The organism is Paraburkholderia sp. RL17-347-BIC-D (assembly GCF_046027915.1).
Classification (GTDB): domain Bacteria; phylum Pseudomonadota; class Gammaproteobacteria; order Burkholderiales; family Burkholderiaceae; genus Paraburkholderia.
This window is the reverse complement of record NZ_JARESS010000018.1, coordinates 144,644-165,610: the sequence shown is the minus strand read 5'-3', so window position 1 is coordinate 165,610 and position 20,967 is coordinate 144,644. Positions and strand designations below refer to the sequence as shown.

The following is a 20,967-nucleotide window of genomic DNA, read 5'->3' as shown; positions in this document are numbered from 1 at the left end:
CCAGCCTGCCGTTGCAAGCCGATTGCAGCGACCCGAAAGAGGTCGTCAAGCGATTTTTGGAGACTCTTTTTTAAAGTAAGGATGACGAAATGAGAAAGATCATTTTCTGCGCGGCTGTCATGGCACTCGGTGTCTGCAATAGTTACGCGCAGAGCACCGTGACCCTGTATGGACGCGTCGCATCGGGCATTGACTTTGTGACCAACGTTGCGACGCCGAACGGTCAGTCAAAAAACAACTTCAGGTTCGGCAGCAATCAGTATGGATACAGCTGGTTCGGCCTGAAAGGCGACGAAGACCTCGGAGGAGGTCTGCATGCAGTCTTCAAACTCGAAAGCCTCTTCACTTCCGGAACCGGTGAGATTTTTCCCAACTCGCTTTTTACCCGTGACGCGTATGTAGGCCTGTCCAACGACAAGTTTGGAAGCATCTGGTTTGGACGGGCGATGAGTCTCACCGACGAAACTGGCTGGTACATTGACCCGCTCGGAGAACAGGTGGGAACAGGCATTGCAAACTTCGCTTTCGGACGGGCGTGGGGTCCCCGATCGAACGTCATTACTTACAACTCGCCGATCTGGGCTGGCTTCTCTTTCCGGGTACAAGACGGTTTTGGCAACGAGGCAGGTAACTTCCGGGGCGGACGTCAGTTCAGTGTGAGTGCACAGTACACGCTCGTGAACTTTGCTGCGTACGGAGTGTACGAAGAACTCCGCGACGACAACGGAAAGTTCTCGGGGCTGTACACCGCGTCGCGTGAATACATGGCAGGCGCCACCTACCAGCTCGGTGGGCTGAAGTTGTACGCGGGCTATCAGCAACTTGTCTCGTCAGGGCAGGATACGGTTGCCGACTCTTTTAACCCCTACGCGGCGACGCGGAGCCAGCAAGAGTGGATTGGTGCATCTTATCAGGCAACCCCTGCACTCGCCTTGCAGGCTGGCTGGTATCACGGCAACGTGAATCACGGCGGCGGCACCGGAAATCTTGCTGCCATCGGCTCAACCTACAACCTGTCCAAGCGGACGTTCCTCTACCTGACGGTCGGGGCCATGTTCAACGGAAAGCCGTCAGCGTTCCCAGTTGAAACGGCCGATTCGCAACCGCTGCCGGGGCACAACCAGCAAGGTGGCTACTTTGGCATCATGCACTTCTTCTGAGTGCAATTGATGACCTTGACGCGCGGCCGGCGGTCGATGGGCGCGACGTTCGCGAGGTCACGATCCGGGGCGCAGACATGGTCTCTCAAGTGGCGGCTTCCCCGGTCGATCAATCCACGCGGGTGCCCCTTCACGAGCCTCTACCCAACTGCAGTCTCTCCGTAAGAAACGTGCCGATGGCATCGAGAGCCTGTGCCGAGGCCTTCAACGTTCCGATGCTGCCATGGAATCCGTGCGGCATGCCCAACCAGACATCAACTCGCGCATCGACGCCTGCGGCGACCGCACGCTCGACATACAGGCGCGAATCGTCCAGCAGGACTTCATCGTCTCCCACGTGAACGCGGACGGGCGGCAAGCCGGTCACGGGCGCGTGAAGCGGCGAAGCCAAGGGATGTTTGGGGTCAGCGTCTCGCAAGTAGGCATGGACGAGTTCCGACACTTGCGCGCGCGTGAAAAGCGGATCGGCGTCCGCACGGGTTTCGTACGTCGGGCCGGAGAGCGTCAAATCCGTAACGGGTGACAACGCAACCGCGCCCACGAGTGTCGCCTTCGCGGCGACTTCTCCGTTGGCGATGCGCGAAGCTAGGATCAAGGCAAGATTGCCACCCGCCGAGTCGCCGGTAACCGCAATCCGGGAAATGCCGCTCTCGCCGAGCCCAAGATAGCAGGACAGCACGTCATCCACTGCCGCGGGGAAAGGATGTTCAGGCGCCAACCGATAATCTGGGACGAATGCCTTGACTCCGCTCCTCCCGGCGATTTGGGCGACGAGGTGGCGGAATGCGTTGGCGGATCCAAAGTTGAACCAACCGCCGTGAAGATGGAGTATCGCTTCGTCAGGCCGGCTATTTTCAGGGTTGACCCAGAGCCCAGGAATGCCGCCGACCGATCCGGATTCAAACGTCACGCCCGTGTAGGGTAAAACGCGTTCCATCATCGCATCGAACGCGCCACGTCCCTCGACTCCCCGCTGCATGCCTTTGGCGGAACGGGTCACGGCGCGCATTGCCTCGGTGATCTTCCCGTCTTCCGGGTCAAGCGGGTGTGTCACGATGAAAGCGCTCGACAGATCGCCATTGGATGAATTTTGCATGTTCAGTTCCTATACACAGATCCATTGATCGTCCTGCCGATCACAACCGGTTCTCGTCGCCGCGCCTTGGCGTTTTTCCTCAACTAGCAATTGCCGGGAGCGGCCACGCGGAACCTCAGGTGAGAACTCAGGACAAACTCGGTGCTCCTTCCAGTCCGAACGTCTCCGTTGCAGTCAGCGAGCTGGCGCGACACGCTTGCATCGACAACGGCGCTCACCTGCGGCAGCGGATCAATTGAAATCATAGACGTCATTTGGCCATGGGGGCAGCCAGGTGACAAGTCACTAAATTGGGAAGCTTCGTTTCGCGCATCGGACGATTTGCATCCGCCATGGGATTGCGCGTTGTGGCACGGGTGGTGACGTACGGTGATGCGCTTGTGAAGCAAGTCCGGTCCAACGCTGGTGGCGCGATTCGAATACTGTGGCTCGTCGTGCGATTGTCCTTCCGGCTATTGGAGCCGAGTTGTACGGTAAAGCCTTGCTAGATGTGGAAAACACAGTAACGCCACCGGGTCAGCAACAGAATGCGTGGTTTTCCTGTCGCCTGTTTGCGAGATCGAGACGTGAGAGCAGGTCAGGTTTTCCCTGCCTGTTGTCACATCGACATCTTCCGAGATGCAAGGTGGTGCAACCAATTGATGTATCGTTTTGCCTTACCTGGAGGACGTTTGTCGACGGACAAGGGAAGAGCGCCGAACCCACCGCGAGGACCACTCTCCGGTTGATCTCTTGTTCATGCCGATAGGCTGTGCGCGCTGACAATCCTCTGTGTTATTGCGGCAACCCGGAATTGAGCGAATCATTCGTATGGTTGGGAGGCATGCGTATGACATTGACTGTGATGGAATTCGGTCGCGATGGAGATGTCCGCAATTCGAGCGACTGACGGTTTTGCCGCGCGATTGTTCCGATCAACTTCCCCAAACTGACTGCCGCCAGCCTAAAGTCGCGATCGGCAGCGCAGCGCATGTTGGAATGTCGCCCTGGCAACTCGCGCCTCGTGCAGCTCGTTTCTTACGCCAATTTCGCGACATTCGCCTGTTTCGCCGGTAGCACCCGCTGCATAACTTGCCTATCATGCAGTGCGCCCTTCCTGATCTGCCGCAGGCCTACGGTAGCGCGCCTAGACAGATACCTCCGCCGCAAAAGGATCTGAATGAAAAGCAACGGTGCCTATATCAGCGCGCTTTTTATCTTCGGCACCGTATGCGTTGCCGCACCCGCGTTCGCGCAGAGCAGTGTCACGATGTACGGGATTGTCGATGCAGGGCTCGTTTACCAGAGCAGCCAGACGTCGCTCGGCTCGACGGTCAACGGCCATTCCAACGTCAAGCTTGGTCAGAATATCTGGAATGGCAATCGCCTTGGATTCAAGGGGATTGAGGATCTTGGGGGTGGCACACTGGCCGTGTTTACGCTTGAGTCCGGGTTTAACCTCCTTAGCGGCACCCAGCAGTTCGCGAATGCCGGGTTCAGCAGACAGGCGTTCGTGGGCCTGACCAATGCGAGGTACGGTACGCTCACTGCAGGCCGTCAGTACACCTCGTACTACACCCTGGTGGGTCCGTATGGCCCCACGACCTGGCTAACCGGTTATTTCGGAGCGCACGCTGGTGACATCGACAATTTGGACGTGATATACCGCGTCAATAACTCCCTTGTCTACAAGTCGCCTGCGTTTTACGGCCTCACCGTCAGCGGCTCGTACTCGCCTGGCGCGGTGCCTGGCAGTTTAAGCCGGGGTTCGAGCTGGAGCGCGGCGCTGCGGTATTCAAGCGGGCCGCTGGGCGTCGCCGCAGGCGTCGAGCGATTCAACAACTCGACGCTGGGAGGCGGCGCTTGGGGGGCAAACTCGACCTTGAACTCGGGCGGCCAGCCTGGCGTATCGGCGCTCACCAATGGCTATCAGACGGCGGCCGCCCAGCAGCGCGTCGCGGTCGCAGGCTCCTACGCGTTCTCGGCGGCGTGGAATGTGTCGGTATCCTATTCGAACGTTCAATACATTCCTGGCGCGGGCTCGGCGTTCCGGGATGAGGCGATCTTCAACACGGTCGGCGCCGTGCTGCATTTTCGCGCGACCGTGGCAGCCGACCTGGCGGCGGGCTATAGCATCACGCGGGCGACCAAAGCGAACAGCATCACCAGCGCGGCACAGTACGAGCAGTTCAATCTGGCGGAATCGTACAACTTATCGGCGCGCACGATGCTGTACGCGCTGCAGGGCTTCCAGCGGGCGCATGGCCAGACACTGGGCACCGCCGGCGCCGGCAACGTCATCAATGCGACCGCGACGATCGGCGACGGCTTCAACGCGGCGCCGTCGTCGAGTCGCAGCCAGTTTGCATGCGCCATCGCGGTATCGCACCGCTTCTAGATTCGCCACTGCGGTGCGAAGGACATGCCTAGAGTGGCCCTCAAGCGAAACGCCAGGCAATAACGCATCTGTGCTACCGGCGGGCAAGGGATTTTCCTTGAGACATCGAGGGCGCGGGCAGTTGTGATGCACGAGGTGCGTTACGACTGCTTGCGGAGTGAACCTGCCCAATCCGGGCCGGTTTAAGTGACTGACGTGCAGGCGGGTGTTGCTAAAGAAAATTATCGAGGGGGATTGTCTAGAGGAGGTCTGGAAGCCTCGCGTTGCTGGCACGAATCCGGGACGCGCAGTTCTGTGACGCCAGCGCGACGGGGCCTGCGACTACGGCGGCCATTTCCGAAGAAACACGCTATGACCGTCTGTTGCCGGGCGAGGGTGGCTTGTTGCTGCGCGAGTTTATCGAGGCCTTGCCTCCGGGCATTCCATAGGGTCTCGAGGTACCTAATCGCAGACTCGCCGAGTCGCTCGAACTGGATGCGAGGTTGGGACAACACTCACGGCGGCGAAGCGTGTCGCCGGCGGTTTGACTTTGGCAGATTCGCTAAGCCAGGCCTGTCGGCGATAGGCTTGACGAAGCGACTTCATGCGCTACCTTTTGCTGTTCAAATGCCATCTCAACGGGATGCACCTTGATGAGTTGTGGTAACGCGGACACGCTGCCGGGCGTTCTCGCGTTCCGTCTGTCCCCAATACGCGGTCCTCATCGCGCGCATTTGAACTAGACTTGGAACACGTGGTGTACGGGCATTTCGCCGGGCACGCGGTCATGATCCCTCGCCCTATAGGCGGGACGTAAACCTTGAACTGGAGTGTGAGCCATGAGCGAACCGTGCATTATCTCCGTTGCCATCACAGGCTCAGTTCCGCGTAAGAAGGATAACCCGGCTGTGCCGATCACGATTTCCGAGCAGATTGAAAGCACGCACGAAGCGTACGAAGCCGGAGCATCGCTGGTTCATCTGCACGTGCGTGACGAGCAGGAGAACTCCAGTTCCGACCGGTCGAGCTTCGCCTCTCTTCAGGACGGCATCCGGAAACACTGTCCTGACATCATCATTCAGTTTTCGACAGGCGGTCGTGGCCGTTCGTTCGAGCAACGCGGCGCGATGCTCGATCTGCGCCCGGATATGGCATCGCTCGCAACGGGTTCTGTCAATTTTCCGACGACTGTCTATGAAAATCCGCCGGACTTTGTGCGTGCGCTTGCGCAAATGATGCTCGACCACGATGTCAAACCGGAGATCGAGATCTTCGATCTGGCGATGTTGTACAGCACAGGGGACCTCGTGCAACAAGGGCTGCTGAAATCTCCCGTGCACGTTCAGTTCGTGATGGGTGTAAAAAACGCGCTGCCCGCGCGTCGCGAGATTCTTGAGTTCGAGGTGCAACAACTCAAGGCGCTACTGCCGGATGCAACGTGGACCGCCGCCGGTATCGGACGGCATCAGTTGGAGGTCAATCACTGGACTCTCGAACTGGGCGGCCACTGCCGCACGGGTCTGGAAGACAATGTGCGCTGGGACAAGGACACGCTGGCGAAGAGCAACGCGCAACTGGTTGCGCGGGTGGCCTCGTTGTGCGGCGAATATGGCCGGCCGGTGGCGAGCGCCGCCCATGCGCGTGTCATGCTGGGTCTTCCTGCCAGATAGCCCGAAGGGGCGCGCCACCGTCCGTGGCGCGCCCCGCACATGCCGCCATAGTCCGTTTGATCAGGGTTGGCCCGCCTGACGTTCAGTCGACGTCGTCACTTCTCCAGGGCGGCGCAGCATCTTGTCGACTTCGCCCGCGTGCATCTCTTCGATATGGATCATCTGGCGGGCGAACTCCTCGAGTGCAACGGAGCGGTCCTCGACCAGCGCGAGCAGTTCGCGATAAAGCGTCAGCGCTAGGTTCTCGGCTTGCAGCGATTCGCGGAGGATCGACGAGATATCGAACGTGTGCGAGTCGAGGAGGGGACCGATCGCAAGCGACGGATAGGCGCCCAATGTGGTAATCCACTCTCCGACCTGCTGTGCGTGCAACAGCGATTCGTCGGCCTGCTCGCGCAGCCAGGATCTGATCGGAATGCGTCCGAATCCGAAAACAAGAAACGAGTAGTGCGTATATCGAACGACGCCGGCCAGCTCGGATTCGAGAATCCGGTTCAGCACCGCAACGACGTCTTCCTTGTCTATCTCTGCCATTTGGTATCTCCTTTTATCGCACCGCCGCAGACACATTCCGAGATTCGCCGCTCGTATCACGTCACATGGTCTTGACGGATATTGATTAAATGTAGTCCCGCAAGGCGATCGCGCAAGGTGTTAGTTCGTACGGACGCGTTTGCGTCGGCCAGTGGCGAGAGGGAAGGGCATCTGTTGCAGGGCTAGAACGCAGTCTACGTAAGCTGACCGGCCGCCGGTATTCCGGCGCGGGAGGCATTGATGGCTGCGACCGAAGGAATCGCCGATAGCCGGATCGGGAATCTGCCGGGTCCGATTCAGGCATGACAGAAGGAGCAATGTTGCTTCCCGTGTTAGCTCACCTCTCGGTCCTTTTTCGCGAATCAAGAAACGCAACTAACCGTCTATCGGAATGTACTACGCGGTAACTTCGCACCCCGTCAACAGAACCGGGGGCTGCTGATTCAGCAAGTAAGGAGCTGCCGATGCTGCAATCAGCCATTGGCTTCAGTCCGGGCCCTTTTGCAGTCAGCTATTCCCCTTCAGACGCACCCGGCAAAGAATAATGGTGTCCGGGAAGATGCCCGGCACGGAGTCGGTTCAACTCGCCGTTAATGCAAGTGCCATTCTGGCTGCAGGGTCAAGAGCATACTGTCGCCATCCATGCCTCTCAATTGTCTGAAGGTGCGAATCATGGGAACCGATAGCCCCATCCACTCGGAGCGCAACGCAGGACGCGCACAACGATGGCTTCGCTCGTTGCCCGTCATTCAGGTCGTCAAAGGGTATCGGGCAAGCTGGCTGCCGAAGGATCTGGCCGCGGGTCTGGTGCTGACCACGATGCTAGTGCCGGTCGGGATCGCTTACGCGGAGGCGTCGGGCGTTCCGGGGGTGTGCGGCCTGTACGCGACGATTGTTCCGCTGCTCGCCTATGCGGTATTCGGGCCCAGCCGAATATTGGTGCTCGGGCCGGACTCCGCGCTCGCCGCACCCATTTTGGCGGTGGTTGCGCAGGTCGCCGCCGGCGATCCCTCTCGCGCGATCGCGGTTGCCAGCATGATGGCCATCGTCTCCGGTGTGGTCTGCATCGTGATGGGAATCTTGCGGCTGGGCTTCATCACGGAACTGCTGTCCAAGCCGATCCGCTACGGCTACATGAACGGCATTGCGCTCGCGGTGCTGATCAGCCAGTTGCCCAAGCTGTTCGCCATCTCCATCGAAGAACAAGGACCGCTTCGGGACCTCACCAGCCTTGTGCAGGCCATAGCCGCGGGCAAGGCCAATTGGACCAGCTTCGCGGTGGGCGCAGGAAGCCTCGTACTCATCCTCTTTCTGAAGCGTTTCGAAAAGCTTCCGGGCATTCTTATCGCGGTCGTGCTGGCGACGCTGTGTGTCAGCGTATTCGGCCTCGACAGTCTTGGCGTCAAGGTGCTCGGCAAGATTCCGCAAGGACTGCCGGCGTTCGCACTGCCGTGGGCAAGCGGCGCTGATCTGGCGAAGATCGTCCTCGGCGGCAGCGCGGTCGCGCTCATCGCTTTCGCCGATACCAGCGTGCTGTCGCGAACCTTCGCTGCGCGCGCAAACAGCCGGGTCGATCCGAACCAGGAGATGATCGGCCTGGGGGCCGCCAACCTCGCGGCGGGACTGTTCCACGGCTTCCCGATCAGCAGCAGCTCCTCCCGCACCCCCGTCGCGGAAGCCGCAGGCGCGAAGACGCAGTTGACGGGCGTCGTAGGCGCCGTGGCGGTCGCGGTGCTGCTGCTGGTGGCACCGGACCTGCTGCGTTATCTGCCCACCAGCGCGCTCGCCGCGGTGGTCATTGCCGCGGCCATCGGCCTCTTCGAGATCAACGACCTCAAGCGCATTTTCCGCATCCAGCAATGGGAATTCTGGCTATCCATCGCGTGCCTGTCAGGCGTCGCTGTCTTCGGCGCCATCCCCGGTATCTGCCTCGCGGTGGCGATAGCGATCATCGAATTTCTGTGGGATGGCTGGAGACCGCATTTCGCGATTCTCGGGCGCGTTCCTGGCTTGCGCGGCTACCATGACCTGGAGCGCTATCCGCACGGTGAACAGATTTCCGGTCTCGTGCTGTTCCGCTGGGATGCCCCGCTCTTCTTTGCCAACGCCGAGCTGTTTCAGGAGCGTCTGTCACAGGCCATCGCGGCATCGCCGACACGCGTGCGCAGAGTGGTCGTGGCGGCAGAGCCGGTGACGAGCGTGGACGTGACATCGGCCGATATGCTTCGCGAGTTGATCCGCGAGTTGGGAACGCGTGGCATCGAGTTGCACTTCGCCGAGCTTAAGGACCCTGTGCGGGACAAGCTCACGCGCTTCGAAATGACGGACCTTCTCGGGGACGCGCAATTCCATCCCACGATAGGCAGTGCGGTCGATGACCATCTCGGCAATCTTGCAGCCGAGGAGCATAACGGCGATGCCGGCCCCGCGCCGTCGGGCAAGAAATGATCGGTCGTCGCGTTCCCGGCTGCATGGGTCCCGGCACGGCTGGCGTCGCGTGGGCCGTTGCACCATTCACGTGTAACTCGATCTGCCTGTCAGGATGAATTGCACGCAACTCCTCCGGCTCGTCGGCAAGCACATCCGCCAGATTGACACTCGTGAGCGTTACGTTGATGCCCAAGCCGAGGTTTGTCGGATTGAAAACGGTGAGGTCGTCAAGCAACGCCTGCATGCGGGCTGCTGCTCCCGATACTCGCTCCCCGGCATTAAGGCTGCCGGATACGAAGCAGTGACCTGAATCGCCTGGACAGGGCTGCGCATGTCGTGCCCCAGCCTGCCAAGCAGGAGGTTACGGCTCTGCTCCGCCTGTGCGCTGAAAAAGGCAACTGATTCTGCAAGTGCCTGATCGATCGCTTCGTTGAAGCGAATGACGTCGTCCAGATCGGGTGCTTCGGTCATGCCGGCTCTTGGGACCCCAAGCATGTTCACAATGAATTCAAGGGTCATCTTCTGTTCGTTCAGCGGTAGGCGGTCGACGGTGAGCGGAGCCATCTGCACATTTGCTGGTCTATCGAGTGATGCCGGTTGCGAACGACCGTCTGGGCCATCTGCGTGATCAATGCCTGGGTGTATCCGCCGCTGACTATGTCGGGTCAGGCCAGGTTGAACGGCAATTGGCGCTGCGGCTTGCCGGTAAGGCTCGCAATGGCGTTGGCAAACGCGGGCGCCAGCGGTGGCAGGCCGGGCTCGCCCATGCCGGTGGGTGCGTCGGCGCTCGGCACAATGTGGACATCGAACGTGGGCGTGTCGGTGATGCGCGCCACCGTGAAGTCGCCAAAGTTGCTCTGCTCGACGACACCGTCCTTTAGCGTGATGGCCGAGCCTGGCAGGCACATCGACAGCCCCATGACCGCTGCCCCCTGCACCTGTGCCTCCACACTGCGCGGGTTCACGGCCAGGTTGCAATGCACCCCACCCGTGACACGGTGCAGTACGGGACGACCCTCTTGCAAAGAGGCCTCCACCACATAGGCCACCACCGAGTCGAAGGACTCGTGCACAGCCACGCCCCATGCGCGACCGGTGGGAAGCTGCTTCTTCCCGTAGCCGCTCTTGTCCACCGCCAGCTTCAGCGCAGCGCGGTGACGCGAGTGCTTGTCACCGAACAGGCTCATACGGTAGGCCACCGGGTCCTGCTTTGTGGCGCGCGCGATATCGTCGAGCAGGGTCTGCATCACGTAGGCAGTGTGGGTGGAACCCACGCTGCGCCACCACAGCACTGGGACGTTGGTCTTGGGGTGATGCACGGTCAGGCGCATCGGCAGCGGATAGGGGTGACGCATGCCCTCGGTGGCCGTGGCGTCGATGCCGTTCTTCACCTGGAATTCCTCGAATACCGTGCCCGAGGTAATGGACTGGCCAACAATGACATGGTCCCAGGCGAGCACCTTGCCGCGCTCGTCGAAGCCGATGCGTGCGTGGTGCAGGTGCATGGGGCGATAGTAGCCGCCCTTGATGTCGTCCTCGCGGCTCCAGAGCGTGCGCACCGGCGCATTCAGGCCGGCGGAACGGACGGCCTTGGCGACCTCGCATGCCTCGACCACGTAGTCGCTCGTGCCCACGAAACGCCGGCCAAAGCCGCCGCCTGCCATCTGCACATGCATTTTCACCTGCTCGGGCTTGAGACCCAGCACGCGCGCGGCCGCGACGGCGTCCAGGCCGGGGCACTGGCTGCCGACCCACAATTCGGCTCGCCCGTCGGACAGCTGGACGGTGCAGTTCAGTGGCTCCATCGGCGCGTGGGCCAGGTAGGGGAACACGAACTCGGCCTCCAACTGGTGCGGGGCAGTAGCTAGCGGTGCCATATCTGCGTCGAACTGGCGCGCGCCCGGGCGACCAGCCTGCTCGCGGTACTGGGCCAGCAACCGTTCGCTATCCACCTTCTCGACCGATGCCGTGTCCCACTGTAGCTTCAGCGCATCGCGCCCCTGCTTTGCCGGCCAATAGCCGTCGGCCACCACGGCCACACCTTCACCACCGCGATCCAGCGGCACGCGCAGCACGGCCTTAATCCCCTTGATGGCGCGCGCGGCGCTGTCGTCCACCGTGGTCAGTCGCGCGCCGAACACGGGCGGATGCGCCACCACGGCGGTGAGTTGGCCGGACAGATGCGTGTCGATGCCGTATTCCTGATGTCCACTGCTCTTAGCCTGCGCATCGAGGCGCGTGGTGGGGCGGCCAATGATGCGGAAGTCCTTGGGGCTCTTCAGCGTGACCTTCTCGGGCACGGGTAGCGCCATCGCAGCTTCTGCCAGTTCGCCGTAGCTCAGCTTGCGGTTACCGGCGCCCAGCACAGTCCCGGCCCGCGTGCGCAGCGTGGCCACGTCCACTTTCCAGCGTGCTGCCGCCGCGGACAGCAGCATGGCCCGGGCACGCGCGCCGAGCTCCCGGTACTGCGTGAAGCTGTTCTTGATCGACTGGGAACCACCGGTGAGGTGAATGCCGAAGAGCGGGTCGACGTAGGCGGGGTCGTTCGAGCCCTGCCGGCTGCGCACCAGATTCCAGTCCGCGTCGAGCTCCTCCGCCAGGATCATCGGCAAGCCGGTTTGCACACCTTGGCCGAACTCCAGGCGGTTGATGGTTACCGTGACCTCGCCCTTGGGGCCGATTTGCACGAAGGCCGATGGCTGTTGCGTCGGCTTCAAGGCGCTGGCCGCCCGGCCGCTGCCGGTGGTTTGGCCTATGGCCAGGTAGGGAAACACGCCAAGCGCCAGTCCGCTGGCACCCGCCAGCTTCAGGAAGCTGCGGCGCGGCAGCGTGGCCGCTTCCCCAGCCCGACACCTGGTCAGCAGGTGCTGCAGGGCGCGTGGCATTTCGCTGTAGTCGAATTCAGGCAACATGGTGGCTCCTTCAGGTCAGGGCCTTGGCGGCATCGGCCACTGCGGCGCGAATGCGGGCGTAGGTGCCGCAGCGACAAATGTTGCCGGCCATGGCCGAGTCGATCTCGACGGCGGTAGGCTGCTCGCCGCGGGGCAGCGACTTCAGGAACGCCGTGGCGCTCATGATTTGGCCACTTTGGCAGTAACCGCACTGCGCTACGTCGTGCTTGACCCACGCTGCATGCACGGCGGCGCCGACTTTGTCGCTGCCGTCGGTGGTGGCTTCGATGGTGGTGATCTGCTTGCCCTGGGCCGCCGATATCGGCGTAATGCAGGAGCGGATGGCCTGCCCGTCCAGATGCACCGTGCAGGCGCCGCACAGCGCGGCGCCGCAGCCGAACTTCGTGCCGGTCATGCCCAGCGTGTCGCGCAAGGCCCAGAGAATGGGCGTGTCCGGGGCGACGTCGACCGTGTGCTCACCACCGTTGACGTGGAGCGTGCTCATGATGGGTCAGTCCTTCGCAGGTTAGGTGTGTCGCGGCAAGGGCACCTCGCTTCGCGATCAGAAGCTGCCGTCCGTGGACCTGGAAAGCGCCTCATGGGCGTGCACTGCCTTCAATCGGGCCTCGACAGCTGGCCCGACCGCCGCCAGTGCATCGCTTCCGGCCACGAACACTCTGGGCGGAGTGTCCATGCCCACAAGCTCTACCAAAACGTGGCCGAGCTTGTTCGGATCGCCAGGTTGCTTGCCGGCGTAGGGAGACCACATCGCCTCGGCGCCGACCTCGGCGGCTGCGTAATCGTCGATACGTTTGTCGGGCCACTTGGCGTTGGCGGCGTCCAGCAGATCCGTGCGGAAGAATCCCGGCTCGACCACCGTAATCTTGATGCCGAACTTTCCGACCTCCTCAGCCACAGAGAGCGAAAGGCCCTCCACCGCAAACTTGCTCGCGCTGTAGGCGCCGCAGTGCATCAGGCCGACAGCGCCTGCCACGGAACTGACGTTGATGATGTGCCCGCACCGCTGCTTGCGCATGACCGGCAGCACTGCCCGCATGACATGACTCACGCCCCAGAAGTTCGTCGCAAAGAGGTGTTGAATGTCTTGCGTTCCCAGTTCCTCGTAATTGCCCAAGAGGCTGTACCCGGCACTGTTCACGACCACATCGATATGACCGAACTTTCTTTGCGTCTCTTCGACCGCCGCCGTTACCTGGACCTCGTCGGAGACGTCCAGCCGGAGAATCTCCAGGTTCTCGCCGGCCAGGTCGCTCAGGGCATTGCCCACTTTGTCCAGGTTCCTGCCTGTGGCAATGACTCGATCACCCGCCTTCAATGCGGCCTTGGCCGTACCAGCGCCGATCCCGCTGCCAGCACCCGTGATAAACCACACTTTGCTCATGCTCAAACTCCCAGTCCTTAGTCATTGCCCTTCACTCTAGGCAGATTGACTGAGAAGAAAAACACCCTGGTACTGAACACGCTTTGAAGATATTCTTCAAAGTATGAGACTCAATCAGCTTGATGGACTGCTCGCATTCTGGAAGGTCGCAGAGCACCGCGGGTTTTCTGCCGCCGCGGCAGCGCTCGAGGTCTCGCCTTCTGCGCTCAGTCAGGCGATCCGCCACCTGGAGGCCCGGCTCGGCGTCAGGCTTCTCAACCGGAACACGCGCAGCGTCAGTCTCACTGAAGCCGGACAGGCATATCTGTCCCGGATCGGGCCGGCGTTGAGCGACGTGCTGGAAGCCGGGGAGCAGCTTCATGAGCTTCAGGGTCGGCCATCGGGCATCCTGCGCATCAACGCAGCGCGAATCTCGACTGCCATGGTCCTCCAGCCGCTGCTGGCCGGGTTCCTGAAGGCCTATCCGGACGTCCACGTGGAGCTGACGAATGATGAGGGCTACGTGGACATCGTCGAAAGAGGGTTCGACGTTGGCATTCGAATGGGAGAGAGTGTTCAGAAAGATATGATCGCTCTGCCTCTCGGTGGGCCGGTTGGCGTATCCATCGTCGGATCCCCCCGTTACTTCAAGAAGCATCCCGTGCCACGGCACCCATCCGATCTGATCCATCACAACTGTGTGCGATTCAGGTTTTCAGGCAGCGGGGCAATTTACAAGTGGGAGCTCGCCGTCGATGGCCGTATCGTCGAGTACGAGATCAGCGGCAATCTCACTATCAGCGACTCATTGTTCTCGGTTGAGGCTGCGCTGGATGGGATTGCCCTGGCGTATACGTTCGAGCAGCTCGCGCTTCCTCACATCCGGGCCAGGAAGTTAAAGCGCGTCTTGAGCAGCTTCTCACCGACTTTTCCGGGGTTCTACCTGTACTACCCCAGCAGACGCCAACAGCCTGCCCAAGCTGAAGGCGCTGGTGAACTACGTGCTGGCGCATTCCAGCCCCGATACGATTGGAACGTCAGCAACGGTGCCGGCGAAAGACGTGTAGTAGCACGCCCATTTTTTTCGGCGGCCGAAAGTCCGCGTCGGGCCGATAGATCGCGTACGGAGGTAAGCATCGCGCGACTATTAGATAGTGGAACAACCGCCGACTGTATCGACGGCCATTCGATTCGGAATGCAAAATTCGAATGGCCGATTTGCCCGGCGGATTCATCCGGTGGATGCAACACATTAGAAGTGCGTTGAAAGACCTGAGTGAGCGTACCGCGATGCAGCAGAAAAAGCTCCAGGACGTGCGGTTTGTTTTCGACAGCGCATCGGCCCGCTATGGGCGCGGACTTGTCGACAGGCTGCAGGTGGAAGAGGCGCGCGAGTCGGCGATTCAGGAACAACTTGCGTTGCTTGAACTGACGGGCCAGAGTCTTCAAGCGTCCATTGCGCTCACGAAGACGCTGGGCGGTGGTTATCAGGCGGCAGTCGACGCGCAGTCATAATCGCGATGAGCCGCGCGGGTTCTCTCGCTCACGGATGACAGGTTCGTTGCCCGTCCCGTGTCGGGTTCGAGTCGAAATTTGTCATGGTGAACCAAGAACGGTCGGTTGGCACTGTGAGCCAAATCGTTGACGGCCCGCGCGCCGCTCGCCAACTCCTGCTGGCGAGCGGGTCAGCCCATGTTCCCAGGCGCGGAACAGCATGCGCCCAGATTCGTGACGGTAGTATGAGTTTCAGCTCCCTTGCAGCCGAATGTCACGCGACGACGCTCCGACGTACACGGTCCCGCCCGGCACATACCGCCAGCCATTGCGCGACGTGTCCCACACGCTCTGCATGCGCGGCGTGACCGTGACGCGAACGTGGCGTGCTTCGCCGGGGTTCAGGCCGATTTTCTCCCAGCCGACCAGACGTCGCGGCGGCTCGTCGCGGTAGGGCACGCCGAGATACACCTGCGGCACTTCCGCGCCCGCCATGCGGCCGTCGTTGCGCACCGTGAACGACACGTCAATCGCGCCGTCAGGACGATGTTTGACGGATAGCCCCGAGTACGAGAAATGCGTGTACGACAGCCCGTAACCGAACTCGAACATCGGCGTGATGTTTTTCGCGTCGTACCAGCGGTAGCCCATGTTCAGCTTCTCCGCGTAGACGGGATCCGGCTCGAACGCGCCGCTTTGTCCCCACGTCGGCGTATCCTGGTCACGCACGGGGAAGGTGACGGGCAGCTTGCCGGACGGATTGACCTTACCGAACAGCACGTTCGCGATCGCATTGCCGCCGCCTTCACCCGGATACCAGGCTTCCACGATCGCCGCCACGCGATCCTTCCACGGCATCAGCACCGGATTGCCGCTTTCCACGACCACGATCGTGCGGGGATTGGCGTGCGCGACCGCGTCGACGAGCGCATCCTGGTTCGACGGATTCGCAAGGCTCAGGCTCTGCAAATCGCCAAAGTCTTCACCCGCCGGCTGCGCGACGACGACAATTGCGACATCCGAGCGGGCCGCGAGCGCCGCAGCCTGGTTGATCTCCTGTTGAGTGTATGCACGGAAGGGAGTCTGCTGATCGCTATTGCCGGCAAAGCTCACCTGCGCCGATGGCGCGAGCGCGCGAATCGCCGCAACAATGGGCGTGTTCAGCTTCAGCCACGGATTGGTCCACCAACTGCACCCGGTCGATGTGCCGAACGTCAAGCCGCCGCAACCCGCGAATGCCCCCGTGACCGGATCACGTGTGTTGCCTGACCCGCCGCCCGTCAACACCGCCGCATCAGCGTGTCCGCCGATCACCGCAATCCGTGAAAGCGAGGCCGCGGAGAGCGGCAACTGGTTGTTGTCGTTCTTGAGCAGCACCATCGACTGCTCGGAGACCGCCTGCACGAATGCGTTCGCGCCAGCGAAGTCGATCGTGGCGCCGCCCTTCGGAGGATCGTCCATCACGCCGATGCGGATCATCACGTACAGCTTGCGTCGCACCATGTCGTCGAGGCGCGCGGTCGAAACCGAGCCGCTCGCGATCGCCTGCCGAACTGCCGTGGGTGTCAGATAGACGGTGGAACCGACGTCCTCTTCCTCGTCGAGGCCGGCGTTGATCGCGTTCGCCGTGCTATGCGTCGCCCCCCAATCCGACTGGACCTGTCCTTCAAAGTGCCAATCGTTCTTCAGCACGTCGTTGAGCAGATGCGCGTTCTCGCACGCATAGTCGCCGTTGAGCCGGTTATAGCTGCACATCACGCTGCCCGGCTGCGCGCGTCTTGCGGCAATTTCAAACGGCAACAGATAGAGTTCGCGCAACGTGCGCTCGTCGATCTGGCTATTGCCGCCGCCCCGGTTATGTTCCTGCTCGTTGCCGGCGTAGTGCTTGATCGTGGCGATGACCTTCTCGCGCTGCGTGCCGTCAGTGCGCTCGGCGAGCATCTCGCCGGCGAGCACCGGATCTTCGCCGAGGTACTCGAACAGCCGGCCGCCGCGCGGCTCGCGCGCGAGATTCGTGCCCCCGCCAAGTCCCATTCCGAAGCCCTGTGCACGCAGTTCTATCGCAACCTGTCTGCCGAAATTGGAAGACAGGCGGCGGTCCCAGCTTGCCGCAAGTGCGATCGTTGCCGGGAAGGTCGTGCTGGCCTGCGATGTGCTGCCGGAGCCCGTCGCGGAGTCGACCATGTTCAGGTCGGGAATGCCGAGGCGCGGTACCCCTTGAATGAAGCCCGCACCGCCTCCCGGCACGGCGGACATTGCGTATTCCGAATGAATGAACTGCAGCTTTTCGTCGAGCGTCATCTTGCTGACGAGGGTGTCGGCGCGCCGATGCGCGGCCGCCGATCCGAACGCGTTCACCGCACTTGAAGTGGGCGCGAAATCGAGTGGAAAGTCGAGTGCATCCGCACGGGCCGCGACGCACACGGCGGCCGCTAACGCGACCGCTGGCCATATTTTCTTCTGCATATGTGTCTCTCCGAGATTCTGCTTTTGTTGGAATGCGGAAGCGGAGCGAGTCCGATAGGTTCATACCGGACACGAAGGCTGGCGACGCAGGGTGGCTGCGCAAACGTTTGCCGGCCCGAACGAAATCGGGACCATCTGATTGACTGTAGCGACTCTCCGTGCTGAGTAATGTAGGAATGTAGTCTGACTACAGCATCAGTACTTTTACTAATACGATGCGTTTTTATGCTGAATGATGGTCGCCGTTAAAAATTATTGGGGATTAAATGCGTTAAACGCACAAAGCCCAGTGCATTCAGCACGACGAGTACTGATTGAGACTTAGGGAAGAGGAATGCGACGGCGAAGGTTATGAGCAGAGACGCCTTATTCCGTTGACTTTGAAGATTCGAAATGAATGAAATCATCGAACGGCTGACAAGTCACGCGTCAGGGCGGCTCAGTGGCGTCCAGTTCTGCGTCTATGTGGCGAATCGACTTGTTCTCCCAAGCTTGCGGCTGGACGAGTTGCGAAAGTTCGCGTCGGGTGAAAATACGCTGGAAGGGCTAACCAAGGCATACATACACCGTAACTTTGAATAGCAATATGCTGTCGTCGAGACAAGCAGACGTGCATATGAATCGGAGATGGAGATTCGGTCTGGGGCCGCATTTGGCTTAAAGGCGATGCTAAATCCGGCGTGAGGCATGTCGTCATGGTTCGAGGGACAATGCACACGAAAGTGCGGACGATGGATTGATCATTTGCCTTCGTAATTAAAACGTGTAAAACGGTAAATCAAAACAAAGGTTATAAGGCATGGCTGCATATATCTTCACTTGGAATCCAAAAAGGCGGACTTGGGTAGACCAAGCGGATGGTATCTACCGTGTCAATAACAACGAGCCCTACGCTCAGTATTGGAGTTGTGGGAACTGTCGCAACATCGATATTGGCGACACGTTTCTGCTGATGATGCCTGGCGGTGAGCCGAAGGACACTCGCGTGGATACCCTAGGGCTTGAGCGGTAGCTCAGGTCTGCAGCGTTACGATCGGCGCTTGAGCCAGGCGCCAAGGAGACATCATGACGGTGAAGCGTATGGACAACGTCGGCATCGTGGTTGAAGACATCGATGCCGCAATTGAGTTTTTTGTTGAACTTGGCCTTGAGCTGGAGGGGCGCGCCCCAATCGAAGGAGACTGGGCAGATGGCGTCACTGGATTGCGCGGCATGCGCGTCGAAATTGCCATGATGCGTACGCCGGACGGTCACAGCCGGTTCGAGCTGTCCCGCTTCCTTGCGCCACCTGTGGTCGCCGATCACCGTCGCGCCCCGGTGAACGCCCTTGGTTACTTACGCGTCATGTTTACCGTGGAGGACATCGACGATACGCTCGCCCGTCTCGGTAAACGCGGCGCGGAACTCGTCGGCAAAGTGACCCGGTACGAAAACACGTATCGGCTCTGCTACATCCGGGGCCCCGAAGGAATCCTCATCGGGCTCGCTCAAGAGCTCGGGCATGGCGCCTAACCCTGGGGCGCGCATGCCATCACCTTGCGCTCAACCGCAATCGATATCAATCGACATGCGACCTGGACATCCCCGACGCTAATCACCGGGCCCCACTGGCGATAGCGGCGGCAAGGCAGTCTCGCTGCGACTGCAGACGTGACCAGGCGGTCAAAAGCGCGTCGAGGGACGCGAGCTCCTTCTCACGAGATCCCAGACGCTGAAGCAGCGAGATGTACTCTCGTCGCACTGCAATCACGCCTTCAAGCGCCACCAGGGCTTGCTCAACTTCGCGGAGTTGCCGTCGCAACTCATCGGTCATTTCAATCCTCCCGACGGACGAACGCATCCTCTTCGTACTGGACACGCTCCACCGACTCCAGTGCGCCTGACTCTCGTTGCTGATGCCAAAGGCTGCGGATAATCCGGCGAGCTTCCCTGATTCCCATTAGCACTCTCTTAAGGGCGTAGTGGATTGACGCGAACTCCCTTGGCGCAACGTGATCGTACGGGTGCGGTTTCGCTTGAGGCGTTCCCTCGCGTCCAAAGTGGACTCGCCAAAGCACTGTGTAAACGTACAGTATCGCGAGTTGCGCGTAAAGGCCTAGACTTACCATTCCGACACAAACGCGGAGCGCGCCATGGTCAGCAAGACCGTCCGCCGGACATTTTCCGGTCTGACTTCGACGTTTTCGCCAGCTCCGAAAGGCAAGCAAGGGGTCGCATATACCGTGAGATCGGCCCAGCAACGCGCCGACGAAGCCTGGAGACGCGCGACGCACGGAGTCCACAGTTCCCCAGTCAGTAAAGATCCGAAGGCGTGATTTTCGGAAACCAGAAGCAAGACCGAGCCTGCCGTCCGAATTAGCTGTGATCGAAGCCGGAGACGAACTATGACTGCGCCGCAAAAACTTGACGGTGTGACGCTGAAGCCCCACGCCAAGGCTCCACGCAAGCTGATCGAAGTCCCCGACCCCGAGGCGCGCCCCGACCTTCTGGAAGCCGTTCGCCGAGTCGTGACGGAGAATCGGGAAGCTGCGGAGCGACGACCCGAGAATAATTCGATCTAGTGTGGTAGCCGTGGCACCTGTGATTTGAACTACGAGACATAGCCGCTCGGCTCGGGTTGGAAAAACCATCGAATCCGTTGCCGACGGATACGGCGTAGGGAATCGCTCCATGCCGATGATTCAAGCTGCGAACGCGGGAATCATTGGCGGTGCATCGATGTCATTGCGGAGGACAGCATCAGTCCCGCTGTCTCGCTTGCCAACGAAAACTGCGGCGTCACGAATTCGCGGAAGTACGCCTTGAGCGCGCTCAAGGCGATCCCTTCGCGCGAGCAGATGGATGCGCTGATCGCATCGCCGCGCGCTGCAAGCATGCGACAATCCAGGCGCGGATCGGCGGCCCGACCTTGATCGCCACCATGTCGCGCTCGACCAGATCACCGAAACGGATCCCAGCGTCCAATCCTCGACCGACGATATCTACGAGTGAGTTCTCGATACAGACATCGAGCGGTATCTCCGGGTATCGATCCAGAAACCGCCGCAAAACAGGCTGAAGCACGATCATATGCCCGGCGCGCGCTACGTTGATGCGTAGCAGCCCGGCAGGGCGATCGGCGACGGCGCCCAGTTCCTCCGAGTCCAGCGCGAGTTCGCGCACTGCGGGCAGTATCCGTTGAAAGTAGTTCTCGCCTGCTTCGGTCAGGCTGAGCCCGCGAGTGTTCCGATTGAAGAGGGCATGTCGGTACTCTTTTATGCCATTGTCGCGCAACCGGTCGTCGTGATAGGTGTCGATGGGACGCAATTTTAGCAGTCGATCCCCGGCGAGGCTTGATGCCTGCGCAACGAACGGGTCTGTCGCGCAGGCCTTTGCCGTGTCTCAGTCTGCGTAAGCCTCCAAAATCAATTAATGTCCCTGCCCGCAGCGACCGATATTCGTGGTCCGCAGCGCGCAGAGACAGTTCGTCACGAGAGACGCATTAGCGTT

At 60.8% G+C, this 20,967-nt stretch carries 16 protein-coding genes and 1 pseudogene; 8 read left to right on the top strand and 9 right to left on the bottom strand.

Translation table 11 applies throughout. The features are described from left to right. Positions 1 to 89: 89 nt before the first annotated feature. A complete protein-coding gene (locus P0D96_RS24180) occupies positions 90 to 1,160 on the top strand; it encodes a porin (protein WP_408315658.1) in 1,071 nt (356 codons plus the stop codon). Positions 1,161 to 1,290: 130 nt separating this feature from the next. Here the strand turns inward: P0D96_RS24180 and P0D96_RS24175 are convergent, their stop codons facing one another. Further along, a complete protein-coding gene (locus P0D96_RS24175; protein WP_408315656.1) occupies positions 1,291 to 2,256 on the bottom strand; it encodes an alpha/beta hydrolase in 966 nt (321 codons plus the stop codon). 1,159 nt (positions 2,257 to 3,415) lie between these two features. Between P0D96_RS24175 and P0D96_RS24170 the strand changes: the two genes are divergently transcribed. Together P0D96_RS24170 and P0D96_RS24165 are read left to right on the top strand one after the other, a co-directional pair. Continuing rightward, on the top strand, positions 3,416 to 4,633 hold the full coding sequence (locus P0D96_RS24170; RefSeq protein WP_408315654.1) for a porin: 1,218 nt from the start codon (positions 3,416 to 3,418) through the stop codon (positions 4,631 to 4,633). A gap of 818 nt (positions 4,634 to 5,451) precedes the next feature. Beyond that, positions 5,452 to 6,282 (top strand): 3-oxoadipate:acetyl-CoA acetyltransferase, encoded by an 831-nt coding sequence (locus P0D96_RS24165; RefSeq protein ID WP_408315652.1) that lies wholly within the window; start codon positions 5,452 to 5,454, stop codon positions 6,280 to 6,282. 60 nt (positions 6,283 to 6,342) lie between these two features. Here the strand turns inward: P0D96_RS24165 and P0D96_RS24160 are convergent, their stop codons facing one another. Then, complete coding sequence (locus P0D96_RS24160; RefSeq protein ID WP_408291805.1) at positions 6,343 to 6,816, bottom strand: ferritin-like domain-containing protein; 474 nt, start codon at positions 6,814 to 6,816, stop codon at positions 6,343 to 6,345. A gap of 672 nt (positions 6,817 to 7,488) precedes the next feature. Here P0D96_RS24160 and P0D96_RS24155 point away from each other — a divergent pair. Then, positions 7,489 to 9,264: a SulP family inorganic anion transporter gene (locus P0D96_RS24155; RefSeq protein ID WP_408315650.1), complete on the top strand. Its 1,776-nt coding sequence runs from the start codon at positions 7,489 to 7,491 to the stop codon at positions 9,262 to 9,264. A 411-nt stretch (positions 9,265 to 9,675) separates the two neighbouring features. On the opposite strand, the pseudogene P0D96_RS24150 reads toward P0D96_RS24155, so the two are convergent. From P0D96_RS24150 to P0D96_RS24135, 4 genes and pseudogenes are all read right to left on the bottom strand, one after another. Continuing rightward, a pseudogene (locus P0D96_RS24150) lies at positions 9,676 to 9,890 on the bottom strand (Crp/Fnr family transcriptional regulator); the annotation flags it as partial. A 21-nt stretch (positions 9,891 to 9,911) separates the two neighbouring features. Next, complete coding sequence (locus P0D96_RS24145; RefSeq protein WP_408315648.1) at positions 9,912 to 12,158, bottom strand: xanthine dehydrogenase family protein molybdopterin-binding subunit; 2,247 nt, start codon at positions 12,156 to 12,158, stop codon at positions 9,912 to 9,914. A gap of 10 nt (positions 12,159 to 12,168) precedes the next feature. Continuing rightward, positions 12,169 to 12,642 (bottom strand): (2Fe-2S)-binding protein, encoded by a 474-nt coding sequence (locus P0D96_RS24140; RefSeq protein ID WP_408179482.1) that lies wholly within the window; start codon positions 12,640 to 12,642, stop codon positions 12,169 to 12,171. A 57-nt stretch (positions 12,643 to 12,699) separates the two neighbouring features. Continuing rightward, positions 12,700 to 13,539, bottom strand: a complete 840-nt coding sequence (locus P0D96_RS24135; RefSeq protein WP_408315645.1) for an SDR family oxidoreductase — start codon at positions 13,537 to 13,539, stop codon at positions 12,700 to 12,702. Between the two features lie 103 nt (positions 13,540 to 13,642). Here P0D96_RS24135 and P0D96_RS24130 point away from each other — a divergent pair, with 103 nt between their 5' ends. Both P0D96_RS24130 and P0D96_RS24125 read left to right on the top strand, forming a co-directional pair. Beyond that, entirely contained in the window at positions 13,643 to 14,785 is a 1,143-nt protein-coding gene (locus tag P0D96_RS24130; RefSeq protein ID WP_408315643.1) for a LysR family transcriptional regulator, read from the top strand. After that, positions 14,782 to 15,033 (top strand): TolC family protein, encoded by a 252-nt coding sequence (locus P0D96_RS24125; RefSeq protein WP_408315642.1) that lies wholly within the window; start codon positions 14,782 to 14,784, stop codon positions 15,031 to 15,033. Before P0D96_RS24130 ends, P0D96_RS24125 begins: the two co-directional genes overlap by 4 nt. 231 nt (positions 15,034 to 15,264) lie before the next feature. Here the strand turns inward: P0D96_RS24125 and P0D96_RS24120 are convergent, their stop codons facing one another. Further along, complete coding sequence (locus P0D96_RS24120) at positions 15,265 to 17,478, bottom strand: beta-glucosidase family protein (RefSeq protein ID WP_408315640.1); 2,214 nt, start codon at positions 17,476 to 17,478, stop codon at positions 15,265 to 15,267. Between the two features lie 1,065 nt (positions 17,479 to 18,543). Here P0D96_RS24120 and P0D96_RS24115 point away from each other — a divergent pair. Beyond that, positions 18,544 to 18,990, top strand: a complete 447-nt coding sequence (locus P0D96_RS24115; protein WP_408315638.1) for a VOC family protein — start codon at positions 18,544 to 18,546, stop codon at positions 18,988 to 18,990. An 82-nt stretch (positions 18,991 to 19,072) separates the two neighbouring features. Here P0D96_RS24115 and P0D96_RS24110 read toward each other — a convergent pair whose 3' ends face one another. Beyond that, complete coding sequence (locus tag P0D96_RS24110) at positions 19,073 to 19,291, bottom strand: hypothetical protein (RefSeq protein ID WP_132381156.1); 219 nt, start codon at positions 19,289 to 19,291, stop codon at positions 19,073 to 19,075. Between the two features lie 571 nt (positions 19,292 to 19,862). Between P0D96_RS24110 and P0D96_RS24105 the strand changes: the two genes are divergently transcribed. Beyond that, entirely contained in the window at positions 19,863 to 20,039 is a 177-nt protein-coding gene (locus P0D96_RS24105) for a hypothetical protein (protein WP_408315636.1), read from the top strand. Positions 20,040 to 20,289: 250 nt separating this feature from the next. Here P0D96_RS24105 and P0D96_RS24100 read toward each other — a convergent pair whose 3' ends face one another. After that, entirely contained in the window at positions 20,290 to 20,784 is a 495-nt protein-coding gene (locus tag P0D96_RS24100; protein ID WP_408315634.1) for a LysR substrate-binding domain-containing protein, read from the bottom strand. Positions 20,785 to 20,967: the final 183 nt, after the last annotated feature.

Excerpts from the sequence above, each read along its gene's own strand:
- P0D96_RS24180 (WP_408315658.1), top strand. The coding sequence starts at position 90 with ATGAGAAAGATCATTTTCTGCGCGGCTGTCATGGCACTCGGTGTCTGC.
- P0D96_RS24175 (WP_408315656.1), bottom strand. The coding sequence starts at position 2,256 with ATGCAAAATTCATCCAATGGCGATCTGTCGAGCGCTTTCATCGTGACA.
- P0D96_RS24170 (WP_408315654.1), top strand. The coding sequence starts at position 3,416 with ATGAAAAGCAACGGTGCCTATATCAGCGCGCTTTTTATCTTCGGCACC.
- P0D96_RS24165 (WP_408315652.1), top strand. The coding sequence starts at position 5,452 with ATGAGCGAACCGTGCATTATCTCCGTTGCCATCACAGGCTCAGTTCCG.
- P0D96_RS24160 (WP_408291805.1), bottom strand. The coding sequence starts at position 6,816 with ATGGCAGAGATAGACAAGGAAGACGTCGTTGCGGTGCTGAACCGGATT.
- P0D96_RS24155 (WP_408315650.1), top strand. The coding sequence starts at position 7,489 with ATGGGAACCGATAGCCCCATCCACTCGGAGCGCAACGCAGGACGCGCA.
- P0D96_RS24145 (WP_408315648.1), bottom strand. The coding sequence starts at position 12,158 with ATGTTGCCTGAATTCGACTACAGCGAAATGCCACGCGCCCTGCAGCAC.
- P0D96_RS24140 (WP_408179482.1), bottom strand. The coding sequence starts at position 12,642 with ATGAGCACGCTCCACGTCAACGGTGGTGAGCACACGGTCGACGTCGCC.
- P0D96_RS24135 (WP_408315645.1), bottom strand. The coding sequence starts at position 13,539 with ATGAGCAAAGTGTGGTTTATCACGGGTGCTGGCAGCGGGATCGGCGCT.
- P0D96_RS24130 (WP_408315643.1), top strand. The coding sequence starts at position 13,643 with ATGAGACTCAATCAGCTTGATGGACTGCTCGCATTCTGGAAGGTCGCA.
- P0D96_RS24120 (WP_408315640.1), bottom strand. The coding sequence starts at position 17,478 with ATGCAGAAGAAAATATGGCCAGCGGTCGCGTTAGCGGCCGCCGTGTGC.
- P0D96_RS24115 (WP_408315638.1), top strand. The coding sequence starts at position 18,544 with ATGACGGTGAAGCGTATGGACAACGTCGGCATCGTGGTTGAAGACATC.
- P0D96_RS24110 (WP_132381156.1), bottom strand. The coding sequence starts at position 19,291 with ATGACCGATGAGTTGCGACGGCAACTCCGCGAAGTTGAGCAAGCCCTG.
- P0D96_RS24105 (WP_408315636.1), top strand. The coding sequence starts at position 19,863 with ATGACTGCGCCGCAAAAACTTGACGGTGTGACGCTGAAGCCCCACGCC.